The sequence below is a fragment of the Hansschlegelia sp. KR7-227 genome (assembly GCF_049446035.1).
In the GTDB taxonomy this organism is placed as follows: Bacteria; Pseudomonadota; Alphaproteobacteria; order Rhizobiales; family Methylopilaceae; genus Methylopila.
This window is the reverse complement of sequence record NZ_JBMSEA010000001.1, coordinates 550897-570971: the sequence shown is the minus strand read 5'-3', so window position 1 is coordinate 570971 and position 20075 is coordinate 550897. Positions and strand designations below refer to the sequence as shown.

Below are 20075 nucleotides of genomic sequence, written 5' to 3'. Positions count from 1 at the left end.
CGCGTTAATGGGTAAATGCCTGGAGTGAACGCTCCCGACACTTCCGCAACGGGTCGATTGTGTTGAAGAAGTCCGCTGTTGGACGGCATGACCCACGCCCCGAACTAATCGCCGGGCGGGGCGAGCGAAGCCTTTGGGGCTTTCAGACTTGGATCGGGCTCGGCGTCGGGACGAGCTTCGCCAGTTTCCTGAGGTTTTGGGCGGTGGCGGCGAGCAGGAACTCGTCGCGGGCGCCGCAAGGCCCTCTGAGGCGGAGGCGGTCGAGCCGCAGGATGCGCTTCAGGTGCGCAAACAGCATCTCGACCTTCTTCCGCTCCCGCCGCGAGATGACGTAGGCGTCGGTCCTGGCGATGTCGCGCGCCATATCGCGAGCGCCCTCATGGATCGAGCGCGGGATCTTGCGGGCCGGCGTGTTCGGGCAGCACTGCGGCTTCAGGGAGCAGGCGTCGCAGTCGAGCTTGCTCGCGCGGTAGCGGATCATGCCATCGTCGTCGATGAGCGGAGCCGAGGTCCGGTACACCCTCTGGCGGGGTTTCAGCTCCTTCCCGGCCGGGCAGGTGTAAAGGTCGCGGGCGTGGTCATACGGGAACTCGGAGCGGCTGAACGTGCCGTCGGTCCGGGCGCTCTTATCGAACACAGGGATGTGCGGCTCGATCCCGCCTTCATGGACCAGCCAGGCGAGCATCTCGGCAGATCCATAGGCGCTGTCGGCGGCGAGCCGCTCGGGCCACAGCCCGAAGCGCTCCTGCGTCCGCTCAATCATCGTGCGAGCTGAGCCGATCTCGGCCTGACGGATCGCGCGGGTGGCCTCCACGTCGACGATCACTGCATGGTCGAGGTCGATCAGGTAGTTGGTGGCGTAGGCGAAGAAGGCGTGGCCCTTGTGCGCGCCGGTCCATTGCGCCGCCGGATCCGACCGCGAGACGAACTTCGGCGTCGTCGGGCTCGCCGCGCCCCAGGCCGCCTCGTCGAGCGTGTCGAGGTACTCGCGGACCGAACGCCGCGTCGCCGCCAGCACGTCCCAGTCAACGTCTTCCGCGCCGTCCGCCGAACGCTGCCGGTTGGCGTCGGCCCGGATCAGGCTGGCGTCGACCGCAAAGCCGTCGCCGCCGACGAGCCCTTCCGCCATGCAGCGCCGGACCGCCGCCTCGAACAGCTTCCGCAGGAGGTCGCTGTCGCGGAAGCGACCGTGGCGGTTCTTCGAGAAGGTCGAGTGGTCCGGCACGTCTCCGTCGAGCCCGAGCCGACAGAACCAGCGATAGGCGAGGTTCAGGTGAACTTCCTCGCACAGCCGCCGCTCCGAGCGGACGCCAAAGCAGTAGCCGACCAGCAGCATCCGGATCAGGAGTTCGGGATCAATCGAAGGACGGCCAGTCGCGCTGTAGAACCGGGCTAGCTCCCGCCGAACCTCCGACAGGTCGACGAAGCGGTCGATCGCCCTCAGCAGGTGATCCTGCGGCACGTGCCGATCGAGAGAGAACTCATAGAACAGCGACGCCTGGTCGACCTGCCGCTCGCCCATCATCGCCGCCGCCCCCCGCCCGCATGACGAAGTGAATCAGCGATGGCGCATTGCTTCAACGTCGGAGTTTTTCAACATAATCGCTCATTAGCTAACGTTCCTAATGCTCGGTAGTGGGTCAGTTTGAATTTCCGGGATAGATTTTTCGGCACAAGCCATAGGAGTCGCTTTTCTCGTTAGGGGGCTGCCCAATGGCGCACACCTCGACTGTGCCTTTCCATCGGTCATGAACTGCTACCCAGCCGTCCCCCGTACCGGCAGTCTCAAACCGGAAAATCACAACTACCGCGATTCCAAAAAGCGCTAACACCGCCGCTATTGCGCAGTTACCCAATCGCCTGCTCCCGCTTCTTGTATGCACCGCGCTTCTTCGGCTGAACGTCGGCGGCCTCGACCAGCTTCACGATGTCTCCGATTTCCCAGAGCCGGTCGGTCACGCCCGCCGCCATCGCAGGCGTCACTTTAAGCGACCGATGGATGCGGACGAAGTTGTAATACATCATGTGGAGCGCAACCGCGTAGGCGTGGTTCTCGACCTTCTTTGAAAAGGCGTTCGTCAGGCGGGTGAAGCGGCGCATATGCATCCGCATCGTGAGGTTCGCACGCTCCGCGTAGGACGTGCTCACGTGCGCCTTGTCGGGGCTGCCTTCGATCCGGGTGTTGCGGGTGCCGATGCACTCCGCCGGGCTGTAGCGGCCCTTAGCGGCCTCAGGAGCCGTGCCGTAGAGCTTCACGAGCATGGCATAATCGACGTCCGCGCCAAACGCGCCCTCGACCGCCTCAAGATACGCCTTGTGCCCGTCTGACGTAAGCTGCACGCGGTTGGACAGGCGCGAAGCCAGATCGTCCATGAACCACATGGCGTATTCGCTATCGCGACCGCCAACGAGGTAGGACGCGATCAGCTTCGTATCGGCATCGATCGCGGTCCACGTCCACACATCGCCGGCGGCCTCCGGAGCGGCAGTAGCGGCGGCGACGTTCTTCTGCTTGGCGTAGATGAAGCTCCAGATTTCATCGACCTGGATGCGCTTCGAGGTCAGACCGCGCACGTGCTGGTCATGGTAGGCGGCGCAGGCTCTACCGGCATCAATGAGCAGCTTGGCGACGGTGTTCTTGCTGGCGCCCGTCACCCGCGTGATCGCGCGGATCGAAGAGCCCTCGCAGAGAAGGTGGAGGATGCGCGCGCGATCTGCGGAAGAGAGCTTGTTCATAGCTCTCTATATAATGACCCTTATGCTTGAGCGTCAAGCAGGAACGGTCAGTTTCGAGAGCGCTTTTTTGAACCCGTCTGAATGTCGCTCTACAAGCTCATGCCGGTCTCTCGCCGCCGCTTCTTTCGGAGGCAAGAGTCTCCGAGACGACATCGTGCGACTAACCGAATCGATTTGAGAGACCTCGTTTGCGCGAGGCGTATTTTCTGTCTGCTGTCGCCGCATCATAGCCTCCTTCATTCTCCGAAGTGCCGAACGAAAAATCTCCGGTTTAGTTCCTGCGGGAAGTAATGCTTACGCTTAACCCAGACAAAGCCGTCGAATTTTGATATTATAGCAACATCGACCTCGCCGCCAACCGTTTCTTGAGCGCGCGTAACTTTTCTTTTTAATGAAGTTATTTCGATAAGAGATGAAGCTAGGGTAGCAAGCTCCTGTTTGGGCATCGACCTTATCATCTGCCTGATAGGATCAGAGGCCTTGTCTTTGATGTATTCAGTCACTTTTTGCTTTGCATCTTGCGCAAGTGTATCAAGCTGCGCCTTAAGGGCCTGATTAGCTTGCGTCACCTGCGCTTGATTATTGTAGACCGCGTTGAATATCATGTTAGCCGTATCTTTAATGCCGCCTTCGATCATTTCATCTATATATTTATGGATCTTCGGATCGATGCCGTTCAAGAAACTCTTCATCATATCGTCTTGTGCAAATCCGATAATGTCTGCATGCGGGCCAGATCGACCAATGTCGATGTAAGGCATATCTACGTACTTAAGCTTGCCGTCGATAATTCCATCGACTTCAAATTGAGATAAGCTAGGGCAAGTTTCCTTAGTACCAAAACCAGAAATTACTATCCCAGTACGCCCATCAGATAAAATCTTCTTGCTCAGAAAAAGACCTGCAAAATCTTGCAATAACTTTTTTGTCCCTTGATTTGGTCGGTTATTGTCAAACGCATTTGATATAAGAGCGTCCACATACGGGACATACTTTGCAGGAACGGCCTTGGTAGTGAAGCCATCTGCAAACTGAAGGTTCTTAAGTTCTGAGATCTTTGTTTTAATATATTTTTGGGCTATCCCATTAACTTTACTTTTCTTATATGCACCTTGTGCAATGATATCATCCAATATCAGCTTATCGATTTCGCGATTTATATCTTTAAGCTCATCTATCAGCACAAAAATTAGATTGTCTATATCATCGCTATTAGAGAAAGAGATGGATTTTGAAAGGTATTTTTTAAACTTCTCGGCGTATTCGGCCACAGTATGAAATGAACTTCTACCCATTTCCGATCTAAATTGCTTTATTAATGTTTCTAAAGGCAGGCCCATAAAGTTGAGGCCGCCATATATCATTATGCCAATAGGCTGATGCTTTGATAGCTCGAAGATTTTATTGACAGTATTGTATATTTTAATATTGGGCTCACGCCCGATGGTGACCGCACTATCTGCAGCCAATGCAACAGCAGTCTTGTTCAGAACCGCGATTTCAGCCGTCATTCTTCCGCCACCGCGCTGCGGCGGCGCGTTGGGCTATCTCGGACCGCTGTTCTGAGGACAGCTTGTCAGCCCGAGCACGACCACCCTTTAGCCCGCCGCTCCTCCCAAGAGCTGCCATATCAGACGTGGCTGATTCGGCTTTCTCGGGAAGATGCCCGGTTGCAATATCAACTACGACTTTCGCCAACTGGTTGGCGTCGCGTGGGCGCTTGGGGGTCTTGGTGGTCATGATATCGCGTTCGGGTGTCTGGACTTGTGGCCCGAAAATGTGCGCGGCTTGAGCGAGCAACCGTCATGAGCCTGGGCGTGCTCAAAGTGGGCTCGCTGACCGGTGGCGCCCTCCTTGTGCGCATGGACCTGTCCATGACACTCGGGGCAGCGCTTCAGATAGTCGGGGTTCAAACCTAGGGCTTGATCGACATGGATAATCGACCAAACACCCTCACGAACCCTCATTTCGCAGATATCGTTTTCCATTCCCCCAATATGGCATGCCCGCGGCCCGGCTTCCACGCCCGTCAATCCGGCTCGATTTTAAACTGACCCACTACCTAATGCTCCCGACGTTTGCCTTGTCCTCCTTCGCCCCCCGCGCCACCACCATCAGCCGATTGTCAGCCAGCGGCCGCTGCAGCGCCGCCGCCTCGCTCCAGTCGGCGCGCAACCAGACGTCGATCTCCTCCGCCGTCGTCAGCACCACCGGCATCGCGTTCGGATGAATCGGCGCGACGACGGCGTTCGGTTCGGCGGTCAGGAAGCCGTAGGAGTCGACGGTGACCGCGCCCTCGGCCTTCTTTCGGACAGACGTCCAACTCGTCCACAGCCCGGCGAAGACGGCGAGCGGGCGGCTCTCGTCGAGCGCGAACCACACCACCTCCTTCCTGCCGTCCGGCAGCGTGTCGTACTCGCTGAAGCTTGAGAACGGCACGACGCAGCGGTTCGCGGGCCCCAGCCAACGCCGCCAGTGCGGCGACGCGACGTTGCGGATGTCGTGACGCCGGGATCGGTCGAGCGGCCCTTCAGCGCGAACACAGGCGACGGCATGCCCCAACGCGCGAGCGCGAGCTCACGGCCGGAGGCGCCCTCGCGGACGATCGGCGCGGGATAATCCGGGAAGATGCCGGGCATCGGCGACAGATTGCCCGTGCGGTCGACCATCGCGCGCGTCAGCTCGAGGATCGCCGCTTGGCCCTTGGTGAGCGAATAGAGGTTGCACATCGGTCAGACGTCCTGGACCGGCGCCGACCGATCGGCGGCTCGGTACGGAGGATACCGCAGGATCACACGCGCGCCATGGCGCAGGGTGATCTCGTCGCCGGGGTGCAGCGTGGCGCTGCGCGCGTCGACCGCGCCCCAATACGCCGCCCGCGCGACGCTGACGCCGCCAGCGGTCGCGATCACCTCGAAGCCGGGCATGCCCTTGCGCGAGTGCTCGACCTGATAGAGGTGCTCGACCTTCCCGCCCATCAGGGCAGACGTCGCAGCGGCTGGCGGCGCCGGGCGTAGCCGACCGACGTCCGCGCTCGCTCGTCGGCCAGTGCCGCCGACATCTCGCCCAGCTCGACGAGCAGCGCCGCGACCGCCTGGCGCGCGTCGCCGCCTGCGGCCCGAATCGCGGCGTCGACGTCCGCCTCGGCCGCCGCTACCGTCTCGTCTTCAAAGGGCAGTTCCGCGGCGTCCGGCATGGGCGATCCCGTTTCTCAGGACATCGATTCCATGAGAACAAAACAAGAACAGGGGCCGCCGCCAGGACCCGTGTCCGAGGGCGAGCTCGAAGCCCGGTACGAGGACCTCCACCGCGCGGTGCTCGCAGAAGAGGAGGCGCAGGAGCGGCGAGAGGACGCCTATCGCGGCGTTGCGGAGCGGGAGCGGGCGGCAGGTCCCGAAGCGCCAAAGCGCACGGGAGCGCGGAGCGCCCTCCCCCACTGGGCCATCTGTCTCATCGTCGCGCTCGCCGTGGCGTGCGGGATATGGGCAGGCTGGGCGGCTTACCGGGTGGGTTGAACGCCACAGCCGTCGGACATCGAAGCCTGATCGCTGCAGGCCACCTTCGAGAAATGAAAGCTCAGGGCGAAAATACTTTGACGAATGCCGGGGCCGAACGCGTTTACCGACTGGCGACCCCGCCCGTAGGAGCCCATTAAGTGACCGCTTTGAAAGCCGGGTACTTTCTGTCGAAGGCTAAGGAATGTCGCGCCCGCTCCAGCGGCCCTATTCCCGCGATGGATCAAGCCTCATGGCTGTTTACAGCGGACGTATGGGAGCGCTTGGCCGTTCATGCCCACGATCCGGTGCCGATGCGACTGCCTTTGCTGCCGCCTCCAGCTGTGACCGGGCGGCGGTAAGTTACGAATTATAGAATGGCGGTAGCTCACTGGCGTGCGAGAGTAAGCACCAGTAGGCGTTTCACGATGGCCTTCTGTACCAGTTCTGAGATAATACTTCCGTGCTCTTCTTTAAAGAAACTAATTTGTAAGAGCCTAAGCGCCTTTGTTTGCGTCTTCGCATCTGCAGCGTAGCCCGTAAGAAATCTCGAGATCGCTGCTTGTCCAATTCGGATCCCTTCTGGCCGGAGTTCTAGAAGAGAGCGCAGACAGGTCTCCAACGTCGATACGCCAGACACCAAGTTTTCAATAACGTCCGCGCGTCGACCAGTATCTTGCTGGACACAGGGGAGACCTGGGCGATCTAGGTCTGTCAAAACTTCGAAGCTCTTGTTCTCTAACGTGTGCTCGGCGTGCTCGGCTGCGCGGCCCTCGACGTCCGGGATGGCCGCTAAGGTCGCTGGTTTCGGCGCTTCGATGAGGGGAAGCAGGAGTTCGATCGGCAATCCGCCGAGACGGTCCGGCGCCATCGCCTCGGGGTCGGCATCGATCAGGGGCACGATAAGCTCGATCGGCAAGAGCGCCAGGGTGGCCTGCGGCGTAACATCCCCCTCGACCAGAGGCATCAGCAACTCCGCCGGCAGAGAGCTCCCCTCGACAGCGACCGGGACCACGAAGTTCACCGAGAAGCACGTCCCCGGGTTCGCGTTCGCGGTCTCCAGGCGTGCGCCGAGCTTTTTCGCGTGCGCTTCGACGATGCTCGAGCCCAGGCCAGCCTTGGCGCCGTTGCGCCCTACTGGAAGCCCGACGCCGTCGTCGAGGACCGAAAGAGACCAGCCCAGACCCTCGGATCGGTATTCGATCCGGACGGCGCCTTTGCGGCCTTCAGGAAAGGCGTGCTTCAGGGCGTTGATGATCAACTCGGTGACGATCAGTCCCAGGCTCAGCATGGCGTCGCCATCGACGAGGCTGTCATCGGCGATCACATCGAGGGTGATTGCGTCGTCGCGGATCAGGGACGCGCTAATGCTCCTGCAAAGCTGAGCGAGATAAGACCGCACCTCCACCGCGCCGTCTGACGACCAAGACAGCTGCTGCTGAACCGCCGCGATCGATATTATGCGGCTACTGGCAGCGTATAGATGTCCTTGGGTTTCTTCCGATAGAGACTGCGCGGCGGTCTGTAGAAGCATGCTGGAGACGATCTGAAGGCTATTTCCGATTCGATGGTGAACCTCGCGGAGCATAATCTCCTGCTCAACGAGCAAGGCCTCCTTATGCCGCAGTATCTCGTCGCGAACCCTCTCGGCTAAGCGGGTCTCCGTGACATCCTCTGCCGTCAGAAGGAGGCGAACCTTCCCGTCGCGGGCGTAGTCCAGCAATCGTCCATTGACGATGAGGCGACGGCTCTCTCGGCCCGTGCGGATCAGATCCATCTCGAGGGACTTGGCCGAGCCGCCTCCGACGACGGCGTCCAGCATGCGGCCCAGCTGCGGAACGTTCCACTCTCCCGATCCGAGTTGAAGAAGAGGCTGTCCCGACGCGTCAGCGGGGTCGATCTGAAACGCCCGGCAGAACGAGGCGCTGGCGGGCGCCTGCACGACACGAGGTGGCGATCACTCATCGCGCCAGCCCGGGACCGAGCTTTTGCGCTCAGCTGCGCTAAGGCGCCGACGGCGTAAAAGCCTGGGCGCTCGACAGAACTGGCGTGACCCGGCCTACCTCGGCTACAAGCGCCCTCTTTAATGGCAGATGCCTAGAATGAGGGCGCCTTGGTCAATATCGATGAGAAGCTGGAGCCTATCCTGGCGCAGGTGCTGAGCCGCAACGGCGGCGAGGCTGAGTTCCACCAGGCGGTTCGCGAGGTGCTGGAAAGCCTGGGCCGCGTCGTCGCCAAACATCCTGATTATGCCGACGACGCGCTGATCGAACGCATCTGCGAACCTGAGCGCCAGATCATCTTCAGGGTCCCCTGGGTCGACGATCAGGGCCAAGTCCAGATCAACCGCGGCTTCCGGGTTCAATTCAACTCTGCGCTCGGCCCCTACAAGGGCGGCATCCGATTCCATCCCTCGGTGAACCTTGGGATCATCAAGTTCCTGGGCTTCGAGCAGACCTTCAAGAACGCGCTGACCGGCATGCCGATCGGCGGCGGCAAGGGCGGTTCCGACTTCAACCCGCGCGGCCGCTCCCAAGGCGAGATCATGCGCTTCTGCCAGTCCTTCATGACCGAGCTGCACCGCCATCTCGGCGAGTACACGGACGTGCCCGCTGGCGACATCGGCGTTGGAGGCCGCGAGATCGGCTACATGTTCGGACAGCACAAGCGCCTCACCAACCGCTATGAGGCCGGCGTGCTTACCGGCAAAGGGCTTGTCTATGGCGGCTCCCAAGCGAGGCGGGAGGCGACCGGCTACGGCGCGGTCTATTTCGTCGAGCGCATGCTGGCGACGCGCAAGGAGGCGCTCGACGGCCGCCCCGCGGTCGTCTCCGGCTCGGGCAACGTCGCGATCTACACGATCGAGAAGCTTCAGCAGCTCGGCGCCCGGGTGATCGCCTGCTCCGACTCCAACGGCTATGTGGTGGACGAGGCCGGGGTCGACCTCGCGCTCCTAAAGGAGATCAAGGAGATCAGACGCGCCCGCATCTCTGAATATGCGACGTTGCGCGGCGCGGGCGCGCGCTATGTCGAAGGCGGCTCGATCTGGAGCGTGCCGTGCGAGATCGCCATGCCCTCGGCGACCCAGAACGAGCTCACCGGCAAGGACGCGAAGACTCTGGTGAGAAATGGGGTGGTCGCCGTCGGCGAGGGCGCCAACATGCCGAGCACGCCCGAGGCTGTCCGGATCTTCCAGGCGGCCGGAATCCTCTACGCGCCGGGCAAGGCAGCCAACGCCGGCGGCGTGGCCACCTCAGCGCTCGAGATGCAGCAAAACGCCTCGCGCGACAGCTGGTCGTTCGAGCAGACAGAGGCCCGGCTGGCCGCCATCATGCGCGGCATCCACGACCGCTGCGCGGAGACCGCCGAAGAATATGGCGCGCCCGGCGACTACGTGCTCGGCTCCAACATCGCCGGCTTCGTCCGCGTCGCCGAGGCCATGCGCGCGCTCGGCGTCATCTGACGCCGGCGCGAGCCGGCCAAGCGGCGGCATCCGCCGCCGCCGGCGGGAACAGCCGGATCAGCGCGGCGGGGACGCCGCCTCGGAGCCCACGGGCGCCCGGCCGACGCCGACGTTGTCTGGCAAATCCTGTCCCACTGCGACGATCAGCAGTCGCTTGAGATCGCCGCCCGTGGTCTTCCAAGGCATTGTCTGCCCTGGCGACAGGCCGAGAAGCGCCGTTCCGATCGGCGTGAGGATGGATACGCGACCGGCGTCGATGTCCGCCTCTCCGGGATAGACGAGCGTAACTGTCCGCGGCGCGCCTCCTTCGATCTGGTAGGTCACGGTCGCCCCCATCTTCACGACGTCGTCCGGCAGGCTGTGATCCGGCATCAGCTTGGCGCGCGACAATTCCGTCTGCAAAGCGTCGGCGATGTCGGGGCTTCGCCGGAAGATCGTTGCGGCCAGCAAAGCCAGACGATCATGATCGGCCTCGGAAAGAGCGATCTTCGGCTTATAGGTAGATGACGATTTGGACATATGGTCACCGGCTGCGGATCACCCGCCAACGCGCGTCTCCGCCGCGTTGGCGGGTCAATCGAACTGCGTGTTCTGTGAATGCCGCCCGAGGCTGCGATGAGGCAACGAAAGGCCGTGCGGCGCAGACCAGGTCTGGCCGCCTTTACAGTCCTGCGATAGGACAGCGCCGCAGCGGGCGGCGCGTGGCTTCGAGCTTTCTCATCGTGCCTGTCAAGGTAAGGACGACGCGCCCCCGGGTCAATCCGAGGAGATCGGGAGCAGCTCCGACTGACTGATCAGATTGCCTGCGGCGCGCTTTCCGCGCCGTCTTGCCTTGCACCCCGCGCCACGGTTGTCAGCGCGCCGTCCGCCAGCGGCCGTTGTGCTTGGCCTCGTCCAAGTTCGCCCGCAGCCACGCGTCGATCTCCTAGGGCGTCGTGAGATCACCGGCATGGCCTTCGGTGGATTGGATCACGACCGCGTTCGGCTCGATCGTGAGGAAGCCGTACAGGTTGCAGGTGACCTCGCAAACGTGACAAGCAGGAGGACCGTGCCCATCGAGTTGAGGCCGAGCTCAAGAGGGGCGCCGTAGGCGATCGAAAGCAGGGCCATCGCCGGAAAATCGTCAGTCCGATCGTCGCGCACGCCGAGCCGAGAGCAAGGTTCACGCTCTTCTGCAGCTTGTTCGCGCGCGCCGCTCGCACGGCCGCGCTGAACTCCGGGAGCAGGATGAGGAAGGCGACGAGACGTTCGGGACTGCCGGAACTAGCGGTGCCGTTTGGACTCGCCGCTGAGAATCGGCCCGAAGACGCAGCCGAACCCCAGGAAGGCCGCGGCCCAGGCGCCTGCGGCGACATGCAGAAGCGCATCGCTCTGCGACGGCTCGATCGCGGCACAGATGCGAGCGAGCGCGGCGACGACGACCGCGAGATAGATCGCCTGCGTCGCCGGCGACGCGACGAGCGGCCGCCCCGTGTGGCCGAGGGTCGCCCGGGTCATCACGGCGAGCGTCATGATTCCGGCTGCGCCGACCATCCAGGCGTGGAGCCCCGCGCTCCGCGGAAGAAGGTCGAACGCGGCGGCGGCGTTCAGCAGGAACCCGAGCGGCACGAAGAGATAGCCGACGTGGAGGATGAGAACGAGACGATCGGCCAAGGTCCGGTCTCCGGCCCATCGCCCGAGCCGCGCCAGCTGCAGCAGGCCGGCCAGGCCAAGCGCTGTTCCCGGAAGCGGCCCGTCGGGGCGGAACACCCAGAGCGAGAGCGCCGCCCCGCTGATCGCAAGGCTCGCCACGTCGAAGGGGCCGAACGCCGACGGCAGCCGTCCGGGATTTTCGCGGGCCAGCCAATTGCGCGTGAAGCTTGGAATGATCCGCCCGCCGATCAGGGCGATCAGGAGGACCACGACCGCGACGCCGGCGCGGATGCTGTAGTCCGCCGTTCCGCTGTAATGCGCCTCCAGATGGAAGGCGCAGTTTCCGGCCAGCAGCAGCCCGACAAGGAGGACGAGGCGGAGGTTGCGCCAATTGGCGCCCGCGACGATCTCGCGGGCTATGGCCGTCACGATGGCCGCGAGAAAGCCGACATCGATCACCGCCGCCGGCGCCCAGCCGAAGTCCGCGGACATCGTCACGGCGACCCGGCCCGCGAGCCAGATCACGACCAGGACGAGCAGCGGCCTCCCCTGAAGCGGAAGCCGCCCCGTCCAGTTGGGGATCGCGGTGAACAGGAAGCCCGCCATTACGGCGGGCAGATAGCCATAGAGCATCTCGTGGACATGCCAGTCCCGGGGCGAAAACGCGGAGCGCAGCGACAGTTCGCCGTAGAACGCCGGAAGCCAGACCAGAACGGCGAGGCCGGCGTAGACGCCCCCCAGCAGGAAGAACGGCCGGAAGCCGTAGGACAACAAAGCGGGCCCCTCATAAGGGCGCAGTCGCGGCACGGGGGTCATGACGGCGTCCTGATCGATCGGTCGGAAATCACCACGCGGCGGAAAGCCGATCCGCCGGCGGGCGCCTAAAGCAGCGCCACGGCCACCGCCAGAAGGGCCGCGGCCAAGGCGGCGAGGCTCGGAACGATCACCGCGACGCCGGATATGAGAGCCAGCGCCGCCACCCAGTCGAACGGCTTGTCAGCGGTCCCGGTCATGGCCTTCTCCTTGCGATCCGCTCGTTGCGACGACGTGCGCCTTCGGCGCGCTCCTGGCGCGCGCTGGCGCCTTCCTGGTCTCGCCGCCGACCCGCCCCGCCGCCGGCAAAGGGGCGTCGGCTGCCTGCGCGAGGAGGACCCTTTCGGCGGCCCCGTCGGGGTCGTCGTACTGGCCGCTCCGCATCGACCACATGAACGCCATGAGGCCGACCACGCCCATCCCCAAGGCTATCGGCACAAGCCAGGCGAGATAGCTCATGCCGCCTCCGCGAGGCTCGCGCCGACAGGGCGCGCCGATGGCGACGCGGGGAGCCGGTCTCCGGAGAGACGCAAAGCGTTGCCCACCACGAGAATCGACGAGGTCGACATGGCGACCGCCGCCATCAGCGGCGTCACGTAGCCCGCGATCGCGAAGGGCACGACCAGCACGTTGTAGACGACCGCAAGGGCGAGGTTCTGCCGCACCAGCCGCGCCGCGGCCCGCGCGACGCCGATCGCCTGCGGGACGGCTTCGAGACTTTCGCCCAGGAACACGAGATCGGCGGCGTTGCGCCCGACATCCGCCGCCGACGAAGGGGCCATCGAGACGTGAGCGGCGGCGAGCGCCGGCGCGTCGTTCAACCCGTCTCCGACCATCAGCACGCGCCGGCCGGCCGCAGCGAGCGTCTTCAGGCGCGCGACCTTGTCGTCAGGAGTCGCGCTGTGGCGAGACTCGCCGATTCCCACCGCCGCCGCGACCCGGCGGACCGCCTCCGCGCGGTCTCCTGAAAGCGCCTCCGTCTGGAGTCCGAGCTCCACCAGCCTACGGATGGCGGCGGCTGCGCCGGGACGCGTCTCGTCGGCGACGGCGAAGGAACCGGCCGCGCGCCCGTCCCTGGAGAGCCAGACCGCGGCGTCGCCGGCGCCGTCGGCCGCGGCGCCGGCCGCCCAGTCCTTCCGTCCCAGCCGGTACACGGCTCCGCTGACGCGTCCTTCGATCCCGTACCCGGGATGCTCGCGAAATCCCTCGAGCTCCAGGCCGGAGGATTGCAGCGCGGCGACCGCCCGCGCCGCGGGATGCTTCGAAAACGAGGCCAGCGCGGCGGCCGCGGCCAGATCGCGAGCGGCGACCGTATGTCCGACGACCCGCATGACGCCCGTGGTCAGGGTGCCGGTCTTGTCGAAGACGACCGCGTCGGCCTCGGCGAGGCGCTCCAGCGCGCCGCCGTCCTTCAGGGTGACGCCGAGATCGAACAGCCGACGGGCCGCCACGACCTGAACCATCGGAACGGCCAGCCCCAGGGCGCAGGGGCACGTGATAATGAGGACCGAGATCGCGGCCGTGATCGATCGATGCCAGTCCCCGGTCAGGAGGACCCAGGCGACGCAGGTCGCGAGCGCGAGCAGGTGAATGACGGGGGAGTAGAGCGCCGCCGCGCGGTCGGCGATGCGGCGGTAGCGGGCGCGGCCGCCCTCCGCCGCCTCCATCAGCCGCACCATGTCGGCGAGGAACGAGTCGCGCGCCCGCTTGTCGACGCGGATCGTGAGCGCGCCGTCGACGCTCATCGTTCCCGAGAGAACCGCGCCGCCCGCTTGCGCGACGACGGGGGCGGACTCGCCGCTGACGATCGAAAGGTCGAGCGCGCCCGCGCCCGAAACGATCGTCCCGTCGACCGGTATGCGGTCGCCGGGCGCCACGAGAATCAGGTCTCCGGGCTGGATCTCCGACAGCTCGCGGAAGTGGCGGCCGCCGTCCGGCCCGATCACCGTCGCGCCTCTCGGCATCATGCGGGCGAGGCCGGTGACGGCGTTGCGGGCTCTTTGCCTCATCGCGTGGTCGAGGGTGCGCCCGGCGAGCAGGAAGAAGATCAGGGACGTCACCGCGTCGAAATAGGCGTGGGGTCCGCCGAGCAGAGTGTCATAGAGGCTGAGCCCCAGCGTGAGCAGAAGTCCCACCGAGATCGGGAGATCCATGCTGGCGGCGCGCTTCCTCGTCGCCTTCCAGGCCGAGACGAAGAAGATCCGGCCGGAATAGACGACGGTCGGGGCCGCGATCAGCGCCGAGATCAGATGGAAGGCGTCCCGCGTTTCGGCGTCCGCGCCGGACCAGACGGACACGGACAGCAACATGACGTTCATGGCGGCGAAGCCCGCGACCGCTGTCGCCCGCAGCAGCCGCGCCATCTCGGGATCGCGCCCGCCGTCGTCCTCTTGCGCGAGGCAGGCGCTGTAGCCGACCTCCCTCAGGGCGTCGATCATCGGCGGAACCGCGTGGTCGCCGCTCCACCTCACGGCCACCCTGCGGGAGGTGAGGTTCACGCGCGCCCCGACCACGCCGTCGAGACGCAGCAGGGCGCCCTCGATCGCCGCGATGCAGGTCCCGCAGCGCGCCTCCGGCGCCGAAAGATCCGTCTGGAAGACGCCGTCGCCGAGGTCCCGGCTCGCGAGAACGATCTCGCGCGCCGGTATATGCCGGTCCGGCCCCAGCAGCAGTGCGGCCTCGGCTCCCGCCGCGCAGCAGCTCATGGCCTAATCCTCCGGACGCGCGACGGCCCGATAGGCGTGCCAGGTGGCGTGACCCAGCAGCGGGAAGATGACGATCATCCCGATCAGATTGCTCGCGACGCAGGCGGCGAAGAGCACGAGCACCATCGCGCCCCACGCCAGCATGGGCGCGAGGTTGTTCCACACCAGCTTCATGCTCTCGCCCATGGCGGTCAGCGCGTCCACGCGCCGCTCGAGCAGCATCGGCACGGCGAAGACGCTGACCGCGAAGGCGAAGGCGGCGAACAGGCCGCCGATCGCCGCGCCGACCACGAGCATCGTCCAGCCATAGACCGTGCCGAAGAGCATTCCGAGGATATGGCCAAGGCCGGGGAACGGCGTCACTCCGAAGAACAGAGCATAAAGGAGCACCGCCGCGCGCATCCACAGCAGCATGAGCAGGCAGAGCAGCAGGCCCGCGAAGAAGACCTGCGCGCCGGCGCGGGGCCGCACGAGGAGCATGGAGCCGAAGCCGATCGGCGCTCCGCCTTCGATCGACCGGCTCTTTTCATAGAGCCCGATCGCCAGGAACGGAGCCACGATCATGAATCCGGCGAGCGCCGGAAACAGGATGTAGTCGCGTCCGAACGTCACGAGCGTCCAGACGAAGGCGACGGACATGAGAAACAGCGCCAGCCCATAGGCCAGGCTCGGGGCGGGTCGCGTCCAGAGATCGCGCCATCCGGACGAAAGCCAGTCGAGACCCGCGAGCAGCGGAAGTCCGCGGTCGAGGCGCGGATCGCGCGTTTCCCCGACGCCCGAAGTCTCGCTGAGCAGCCAGTATGACTTGTCGGCCTCGCTCATCGTCCGCCTCCTCAGCACGCCGGCCTGGCGGCGCGATAGACTGGACCGTCGCCGGCGGCCTTCTGCTCGACGCAGTCCGGTTGCGACCGGACCGCCACGTAGACGAGATGCGCGTTGGCGCCGATCACCAGGAGAAGGCCAGCCGGCACGAGCAGCCAGACGAGCCATTTCATCCCGCTCGAGGTTTTTGCGCGCCCGCTCATGGCGCCCGCGTCCCGAGGTCGTGGACGTAGAGCGCGAGCGTCCTGATCTCGGCGGTGGTCAGCCGCTCGTCCCAGGTCGGCATGTGGCCCTGCCGTCCGCCATGCACGGAGGCGATGATCGTGTCCAGGTCGCCGCCATAGATCCAGCGCGCGTCCGTCAGGTTGGGCGCGCCGAGCTCCCGGCTCCCCTTGGCGTCTTCGCCGTGGCAGGCGGCGCAGGTCGTGGCGAACACCTTCCGCCCCGCCTCGATCTGCTTGACGTTCTCCGGCGTCGAAGCGCCGGGATTGCTCAGCGAGTGGACATAGGCCGCCACGCTTCCGACCTGGTCGCGGTCGAGCATCTTCTCGCGTCCGAAGGCGGGCATCTGGCCGGCCCGGCTTTCCGGGTGCTGGGCGTTGATCCCGACGCGCAACGTCCGCTCGATATTCTGCGGGCCCCCGCCCCACAACCAGTCGTCGTCGGTGAGGTCGGGGTAGTTCGCCCGGCCCTTGCCGTCCCGTCCGTGACAGGCGGCGCAATTGTCGCCGAAGAGTTGCCGCCCGGTGGCCCGCACGGTCTTCATCAGCGCTTCGTCGGCGAGGATCGCCTCGTAGCTCTCGGTCTCGATGCGGTTCGTCCAGCCGGCCCGATCGCGCTGGACCTCGACCAGCTTCGCCTCGACCGTCCGCTTCTGCTCGACCCCCAGAAGCCCCTTCGTATAAGTCGTTCCCAGGGGCCAGGCGGGCACGAAGAACCACCAGGCGATCGCCCAGACATGGGTCACGATCAGGAACATGAGCACGCCGCGCGGGACCGGGGTGTCCAGCTCCTTGATGCCGTTCCATTCGTGGCCCGTCGTCTCGCGGCCGCTGACGGGATCGCGCTCCGTCACTTCCATGGCTTGTCGTCCCGGTCGAGGATGCTGTGCTTGGCGCGATCGAAACGCCCCCGGTTCGACGGCCAGAACGTGTAGACAAGCACGCCGAGGGCGAGCGCGATCAGGTAGAACAGACCCCAGCTCTTGGCGAATGCGACGACGGCGTCGTGGTCGAGGTCCATCTCGAAATCCTTTGCCTTCAGCCGCCGGGTTGCGGCTCCTTCTCGGGAGCCGCGGTGTTTTCGTACGCCGCTCCCGTGAGCCGGCCGAGCACCTGGAGATAGGCCACGAGCGCGTCCATCTCGGTGACGTGCGTGGTCATGCCGTCGAACGCGCTGACCTGTGTCTTCTCGCCGTAGCGTTGGACGACGCCCGCCGCGAAATCCGTGTCCGGGGTCGCCTGGCCGTAGGCGTCCCGCGTGGCGTTCTCGACCATCTCTTCCGTGTAGGGCACGCCGAGCGCCCGCTGCGCCGCGAGGTGCGCAGGCAGGTCGTCGACGTCGAGCGGCGTGCGGGCCAACCAGCGGTAGGCGGGCATGTTCGACTCCGGCACGACGTCGCGCGGATTGATCAGGTGCGCGACATGCCAAAAGTCCGAATACTTGCCGCCGACTCGCGCAAGATCCGGTCCCGTCCTCTTGGACCCCCAGAGCATCGGGCGGTCATACCGCGACTCGACCGCGAGCGAGTACGGCCCATAGCGCTCGACCTCGTCGCGCAGCGCGCGGATCATCTGGCTGTGGCAGGCGTAGCACCCCTCGCGGACGTAGATGTTGCGCCCTGCGAGCTCCAGCGGCGTGTAGACGCGCATGTCCGGGGCCTTCTCGACCGTTTCGTCGATTGTGAAGAGCGGCGCGATCTCGACCAGCCCGCCGACGCTCGCAGCCGCGATGATGGCGATCAGGAACTTGGGCGCTGAGCGCTCCAGCTTGCGGTGAAGGAGCTCGGCCATCGCGTCACTCCCCCGGCGCGGCCGCAGGCACGGCCGGCAGATCGGCCTGCCACGGCGCCGCCAGCGGCGCGGACCGCACGGTCATCCACAGGTTGTAGCAGCCGACGATCGCTCCCAGCAGGAACAGCAGCCCGCCGAAGGCGCGGGCGATGTAATACGGGTACATCGCCACCAGGGAATCGACGAACGAATAGGCGAGCGCGCCTTCCTCGGTGTAGGTCCGCCACATCAGCCCCTGGATGATGCCGGAGTTCCACATCGCGAAGACGTAGATCAAGGTCCCGGCGATCGCGAGCCAGAAATGCACTTCGACGAGCGTCGCCGAATACATGCGCTCGCGCTTCCACAGGCTGGGCGCCAGCGTATAGAGCGAGCCGAAGGTCACCAGCGCGACCCAACCCAGCGCTCCGGCGTGGACATGGCCGACTGTCCAGTCCGTGTAGTGCGACAGCGAGTTCACCGGCCGGATGGCGAGAAACGAGCCCTCGAAGGTCGACAATCCATAGAAAATCACGGCCGCCGTCAGGAAGCGCAGCGTGGCGTCGTCCCGCACCCGGCGCCAGGCGCCGTTGAGGGTGAGGAGCGCGTTGCCCGCCGAGGCCCATGACGGAACCAGAAGCATCACCGAGAACGTCATGCCGAGCGTCTGAACCCAGTGGGGAAGCGCGGTGTAATGCAGGTGATGCGACCCCGCCCACATGTAGAAGAACGTGATTCCCCAGAAGCTAAGAATCGAGAGCCGGTAAGAAAAGATCGGCCGCTGCGCTCGGATCGGAAGGTAATAATAAAGCATCCCTAGGAAGCCGGCGGTCAGGAAGAAGGCGACGGCGTTGTGCCCGTACCACCACTGCACCATCGCGTCCTGCACGCCCGGCCACACGGTGTAGCTCTTGGCGTGCCCCAGCGAGATCGGCAGGGCGATGTTGTTCACGATGTGAAGAACCGCGACGACCAGTATGAACGCCATGAAGTACCAGTTGGCCACATAGATGTGCGGCTCCTTCCGGCGCGCGATCGTGGCGACGTAGAGGACGAAGTACGTGACCCAGACGATCACCAGCCAGAGGTCGGCGTACCATTCGGCCTCGGCGTACTCCTTGGACTGGGTGACACCCATCAGGTAGCCCGAGACGGCCAGGACGCAGAACAGGTTGAACCCGAAAAGCACGAACCATGGGCTGAGCTGGCCGGCGAGGCGGGCGCGGGAGGTGCGCTGGACGACGTGGAAGGACGTCGCGATCAGAGCGTTGCCGCCGAAGCCGAAGATGACGCCGGTCGTGTGGATCGGGCGAAGCCGCCCGAAGCTCGACCAGGCGGCGTCGAAAGCGAGATCCGGCCAAGCAAGCTGCGCCGCCACCCAGACGCCCATGAACATCGCGAAGACGGCCCACGCCATCGAGAGCGCTATGCCGACCTTGATGGGGTCGTCGTAATACGACGCCTCCCGATCCTCGGTCGGCTCGGGCGCATAGAACGAGGACATGACGGCGTAGAGCAGCCCGCCCGCGAACAGCATGACGATCACGCCATGGACGCCGAGCGCGTCGGCCCGTCCGAGCACGGCCATCGCCAGTCCGGCGAGCACGACGGCGATCGCGATGATGAGGGCGTTTTGGCGTTCCGAGGAGTTTAGCTGCCGTATCATCGGGCCTCCTCCGGGGCGTCGCTCCCCGGGCGAGCGACGCGTCGCCGCAGTTGACCGTGGCCGATGTCGAGCGGTTGGGCAAGCCCGACGCACGTCATTGCGCGAAGCCGGACAGGTCGCCGGCGACGCGATACGCATGGTCACCCGCTGTCCCTCGCGGTTGGCGCGGACGACTTTGAAGCGCCCCTCCAGCAGCAGGCAGCACAAGAACGCCGGCTCACCTTCATAAGCGCGTCCCGCCCAGGACGGCGGGGTCGATCGCCATGAATCTTCTTCAGTTCGTTTCGGGGCTTGGGACAAGCTCCGCCGCCTCCGGCGCCGTCAACGCCGCAGCGGGCGACCCGGACGGCGGGCCCTGACGCAGGAACGGCGCCACAGGCGGGGGCGAACCGCATTCGCGCGGCTTTGTTTGCACTTTGTCAAACAGGAACGCGGAACCGCCCTCGCCGCCCGAAGGCCTCATGGACAAGTCCGGCGAAGGGGCTATCCTGATTGGACCGGCTCTAAAACGGGCTCGGCGGCCATGCGGCCGCCCAAGACCTATGGAGCGTTCGTCAATGAACGCCGAGAGTTCCCAGAAGAGCGGCGCCGTCTCCCCGACGAGACGGGCCGAACTCTTCGCTTTCCTCACTCTTGCGGTCCTCATCTGGCCGATCCTCGCGGTGGGCGTGGTCGGCGGCTACGGCTTCCTCGTCTGGATGTCGCAATCGATCTTTGGCCCGCCCGGCCCCCCACATTGAGAACGAGATGACA

At 64.9% G+C, this 20075-nt stretch carries 20 protein-coding genes and 1 pseudogene; 3 read left to right on the top strand and 18 right to left on the bottom strand.

The genetic code is table 11. The annotated features are described in order from the left end of the window. Positions 1-142: 142 nt before the first annotated feature. The 6 genes and pseudogenes from ACO2RJ_RS02635 to ACO2RJ_RS02610 all read right to left on the bottom strand — a co-directional run bounded on the left by ACO2RJ_RS02635 (position 143) and on the right by ACO2RJ_RS02610 (position 5932). Positions 143-1525, bottom strand: coding sequence for an IS1182 family transposase (locus ACO2RJ_RS02635; protein ID WP_423266454.1), 1383 nt, complete (start codon positions 1523-1525; stop codon positions 143-145). A 323-nt stretch (positions 1526-1848) separates the two neighbouring features. Beyond that, positions 1849-2736 (bottom strand): IS1 family transposase, encoded by an 888-nt coding sequence (locus ACO2RJ_RS02630; RefSeq protein WP_423266453.1) that lies wholly within the window; start codon positions 2734-2736, stop codon positions 1849-1851. 236 nt (positions 2737-2972) lie between these two features. Further along, positions 2973-4247, bottom strand: coding sequence for a hypothetical protein (locus tag ACO2RJ_RS02625; RefSeq protein ID WP_423266452.1), 1275 nt, complete (start codon positions 4245-4247; stop codon positions 2973-2975). Between the two features lie 547 nt (positions 4248-4794). Beyond that, a pseudogene (locus ACO2RJ_RS02620) lies at positions 4795-5465 on the bottom strand (SOS response-associated peptidase). A 3-nt stretch (positions 5466-5468) separates the two neighbouring features. Further along, positions 5469-5714 (bottom strand): hypothetical protein, encoded by a 246-nt coding sequence (locus tag ACO2RJ_RS02615; protein WP_423266451.1) that lies wholly within the window; start codon positions 5712-5714, stop codon positions 5469-5471. Then, entirely contained in the window at positions 5714-5932 is a 219-nt protein-coding gene (locus tag ACO2RJ_RS02610; RefSeq protein ID WP_423266450.1) for a hypothetical protein, read from the bottom strand. The genes ACO2RJ_RS02615 and ACO2RJ_RS02610 overlap by 1 nt, the downstream gene beginning before the upstream one ends. On the opposite strand from ACO2RJ_RS02610, the gene ACO2RJ_RS02605 reads away from it, so the two are divergent. Continuing rightward, a complete protein-coding gene (locus ACO2RJ_RS02605; protein WP_423266449.1) occupies positions 5931-6251 on the top strand; it encodes a hypothetical protein in 321 nt (106 codons plus the stop codon). The genes ACO2RJ_RS02610 and ACO2RJ_RS02605 overlap by 2 nt on opposite strands. A gap of 367 nt (positions 6252-6618) precedes the next feature. On the opposite strand, the gene ACO2RJ_RS02600 is transcribed toward ACO2RJ_RS02605, so the two are convergent. Then, entirely contained in the window at positions 6619-8052 is a 1434-nt protein-coding gene (locus ACO2RJ_RS02600) for a sensor histidine kinase (protein ID WP_423266448.1), read from the bottom strand. A gap of 291 nt (positions 8053-8343) precedes the next feature. Between ACO2RJ_RS02600 and gdhA the strand changes: the two genes are divergently transcribed. Further along, positions 8344-9693 carry an NADP-specific glutamate dehydrogenase gene (gene gdhA, locus ACO2RJ_RS02595; RefSeq protein ID WP_423266447.1) on the top strand — a complete coding sequence of 450 codons (1350 nt, stop codon included), beginning with the start codon at positions 8344-8346 and terminating at the stop codon, positions 9691-9693. A gap of 57 nt (positions 9694-9750) precedes the next feature. Here the strand turns inward: gdhA and rnk are convergent, their stop codons facing one another. The 11 genes from rnk to ccoN all read right to left on the bottom strand — a co-directional run bounded on the left by rnk (position 9751) and on the right by ccoN (position 19319). Then, positions 9751-10212 carry a nucleoside diphosphate kinase regulator gene (gene rnk / locus ACO2RJ_RS02590; protein ID WP_423266446.1) on the bottom strand — a complete coding sequence of 154 codons (462 nt, stop codon included), beginning with the start codon at positions 10210-10212 and terminating at the stop codon, positions 9751-9753. A gap of 744 nt (positions 10213-10956) precedes the next feature. Then, entirely contained in the window at positions 10957-12141 is a 1185-nt protein-coding gene (locus ACO2RJ_RS02585) for an NnrS family protein (RefSeq protein WP_423266445.1), read from the bottom strand. 65 nt (positions 12142-12206) lie between these two features. Then, positions 12207-12338 carry a hypothetical protein gene (locus ACO2RJ_RS02580; protein WP_423266444.1) on the bottom strand — a complete coding sequence of 44 codons (132 nt, stop codon included), beginning with the start codon at positions 12336-12338 and terminating at the stop codon, positions 12207-12209. Continuing rightward, positions 12322-12597 carry a cbb3-type cytochrome oxidase assembly protein CcoS gene (gene ccoS / locus ACO2RJ_RS02575; RefSeq protein ID WP_423266443.1) on the bottom strand — a complete coding sequence of 92 codons (276 nt, stop codon included), beginning with the start codon at positions 12595-12597 and terminating at the stop codon, positions 12322-12324. The genes ACO2RJ_RS02580 and ccoS overlap by 17 nt, the downstream gene beginning before the upstream one ends. Continuing rightward, on the bottom strand, positions 12594-14843 hold the full coding sequence (locus ACO2RJ_RS02570; protein WP_423266442.1) for a heavy metal translocating P-type ATPase: 2250 nt from the start codon (positions 14841-14843) through the stop codon (positions 12594-12596). Before ACO2RJ_RS02570 ends, ccoS begins: the two co-directional genes overlap by 4 nt. Before the next feature lie 3 nt (positions 14844-14846). Continuing rightward, positions 14847-15665, bottom strand: a complete 819-nt coding sequence (locus tag ACO2RJ_RS02565) for a DUF2189 domain-containing protein (protein WP_423266441.1) — start codon at positions 15663-15665, stop codon at positions 14847-14849. A gap of 11 nt (positions 15666-15676) precedes the next feature. Continuing rightward, positions 15677-15868, bottom strand: a complete 192-nt coding sequence (locus ACO2RJ_RS02560; RefSeq protein ID WP_423266440.1) for a hypothetical protein — start codon at positions 15866-15868, stop codon at positions 15677-15679. Beyond that, on the bottom strand, positions 15865-16746 hold the full coding sequence (ccoP, locus tag ACO2RJ_RS02555) for a cytochrome-c oxidase, cbb3-type subunit III (protein ID WP_423266439.1): 882 nt from the start codon (positions 16744-16746) through the stop codon (positions 15865-15867). The genes ACO2RJ_RS02560 and ccoP overlap by 4 nt, the downstream gene beginning before the upstream one ends. Next, positions 16737-16907 (bottom strand): cbb3-type cytochrome c oxidase subunit 3, encoded by a 171-nt coding sequence (locus ACO2RJ_RS02550; protein WP_423266438.1) that lies wholly within the window; start codon positions 16905-16907, stop codon positions 16737-16739. Before ACO2RJ_RS02550 ends, ccoP begins: the two co-directional genes overlap by 10 nt. A gap of 17 nt (positions 16908-16924) precedes the next feature. Continuing rightward, positions 16925-17677, bottom strand: a complete 753-nt coding sequence (ccoO, locus tag ACO2RJ_RS02545; protein WP_423266437.1) for a cytochrome-c oxidase, cbb3-type subunit II — start codon at positions 17675-17677, stop codon at positions 16925-16927. A 4-nt stretch (positions 17678-17681) separates the two neighbouring features. Continuing rightward, the gene (gene ccoN / locus ACO2RJ_RS02540; protein WP_423268892.1) at positions 17682-19319 is read right to left on the bottom strand and encodes a cytochrome-c oxidase, cbb3-type subunit I; all 1638 of its coding nucleotides are present in this window, start codon (positions 19317-19319) and stop codon (positions 17682-17684) included. A 560-nt stretch (positions 19320-19879) separates the two neighbouring features. On the opposite strand from ccoN, the gene napE reads away from it, so the two are divergent. Next, complete coding sequence (gene napE, locus ACO2RJ_RS02535) at positions 19880-20062, top strand: periplasmic nitrate reductase, NapE protein (RefSeq protein ID WP_423266436.1); 183 nt, start codon at positions 19880-19882, stop codon at positions 20060-20062. Positions 20063-20075 lie beyond the last annotated feature (13 nt).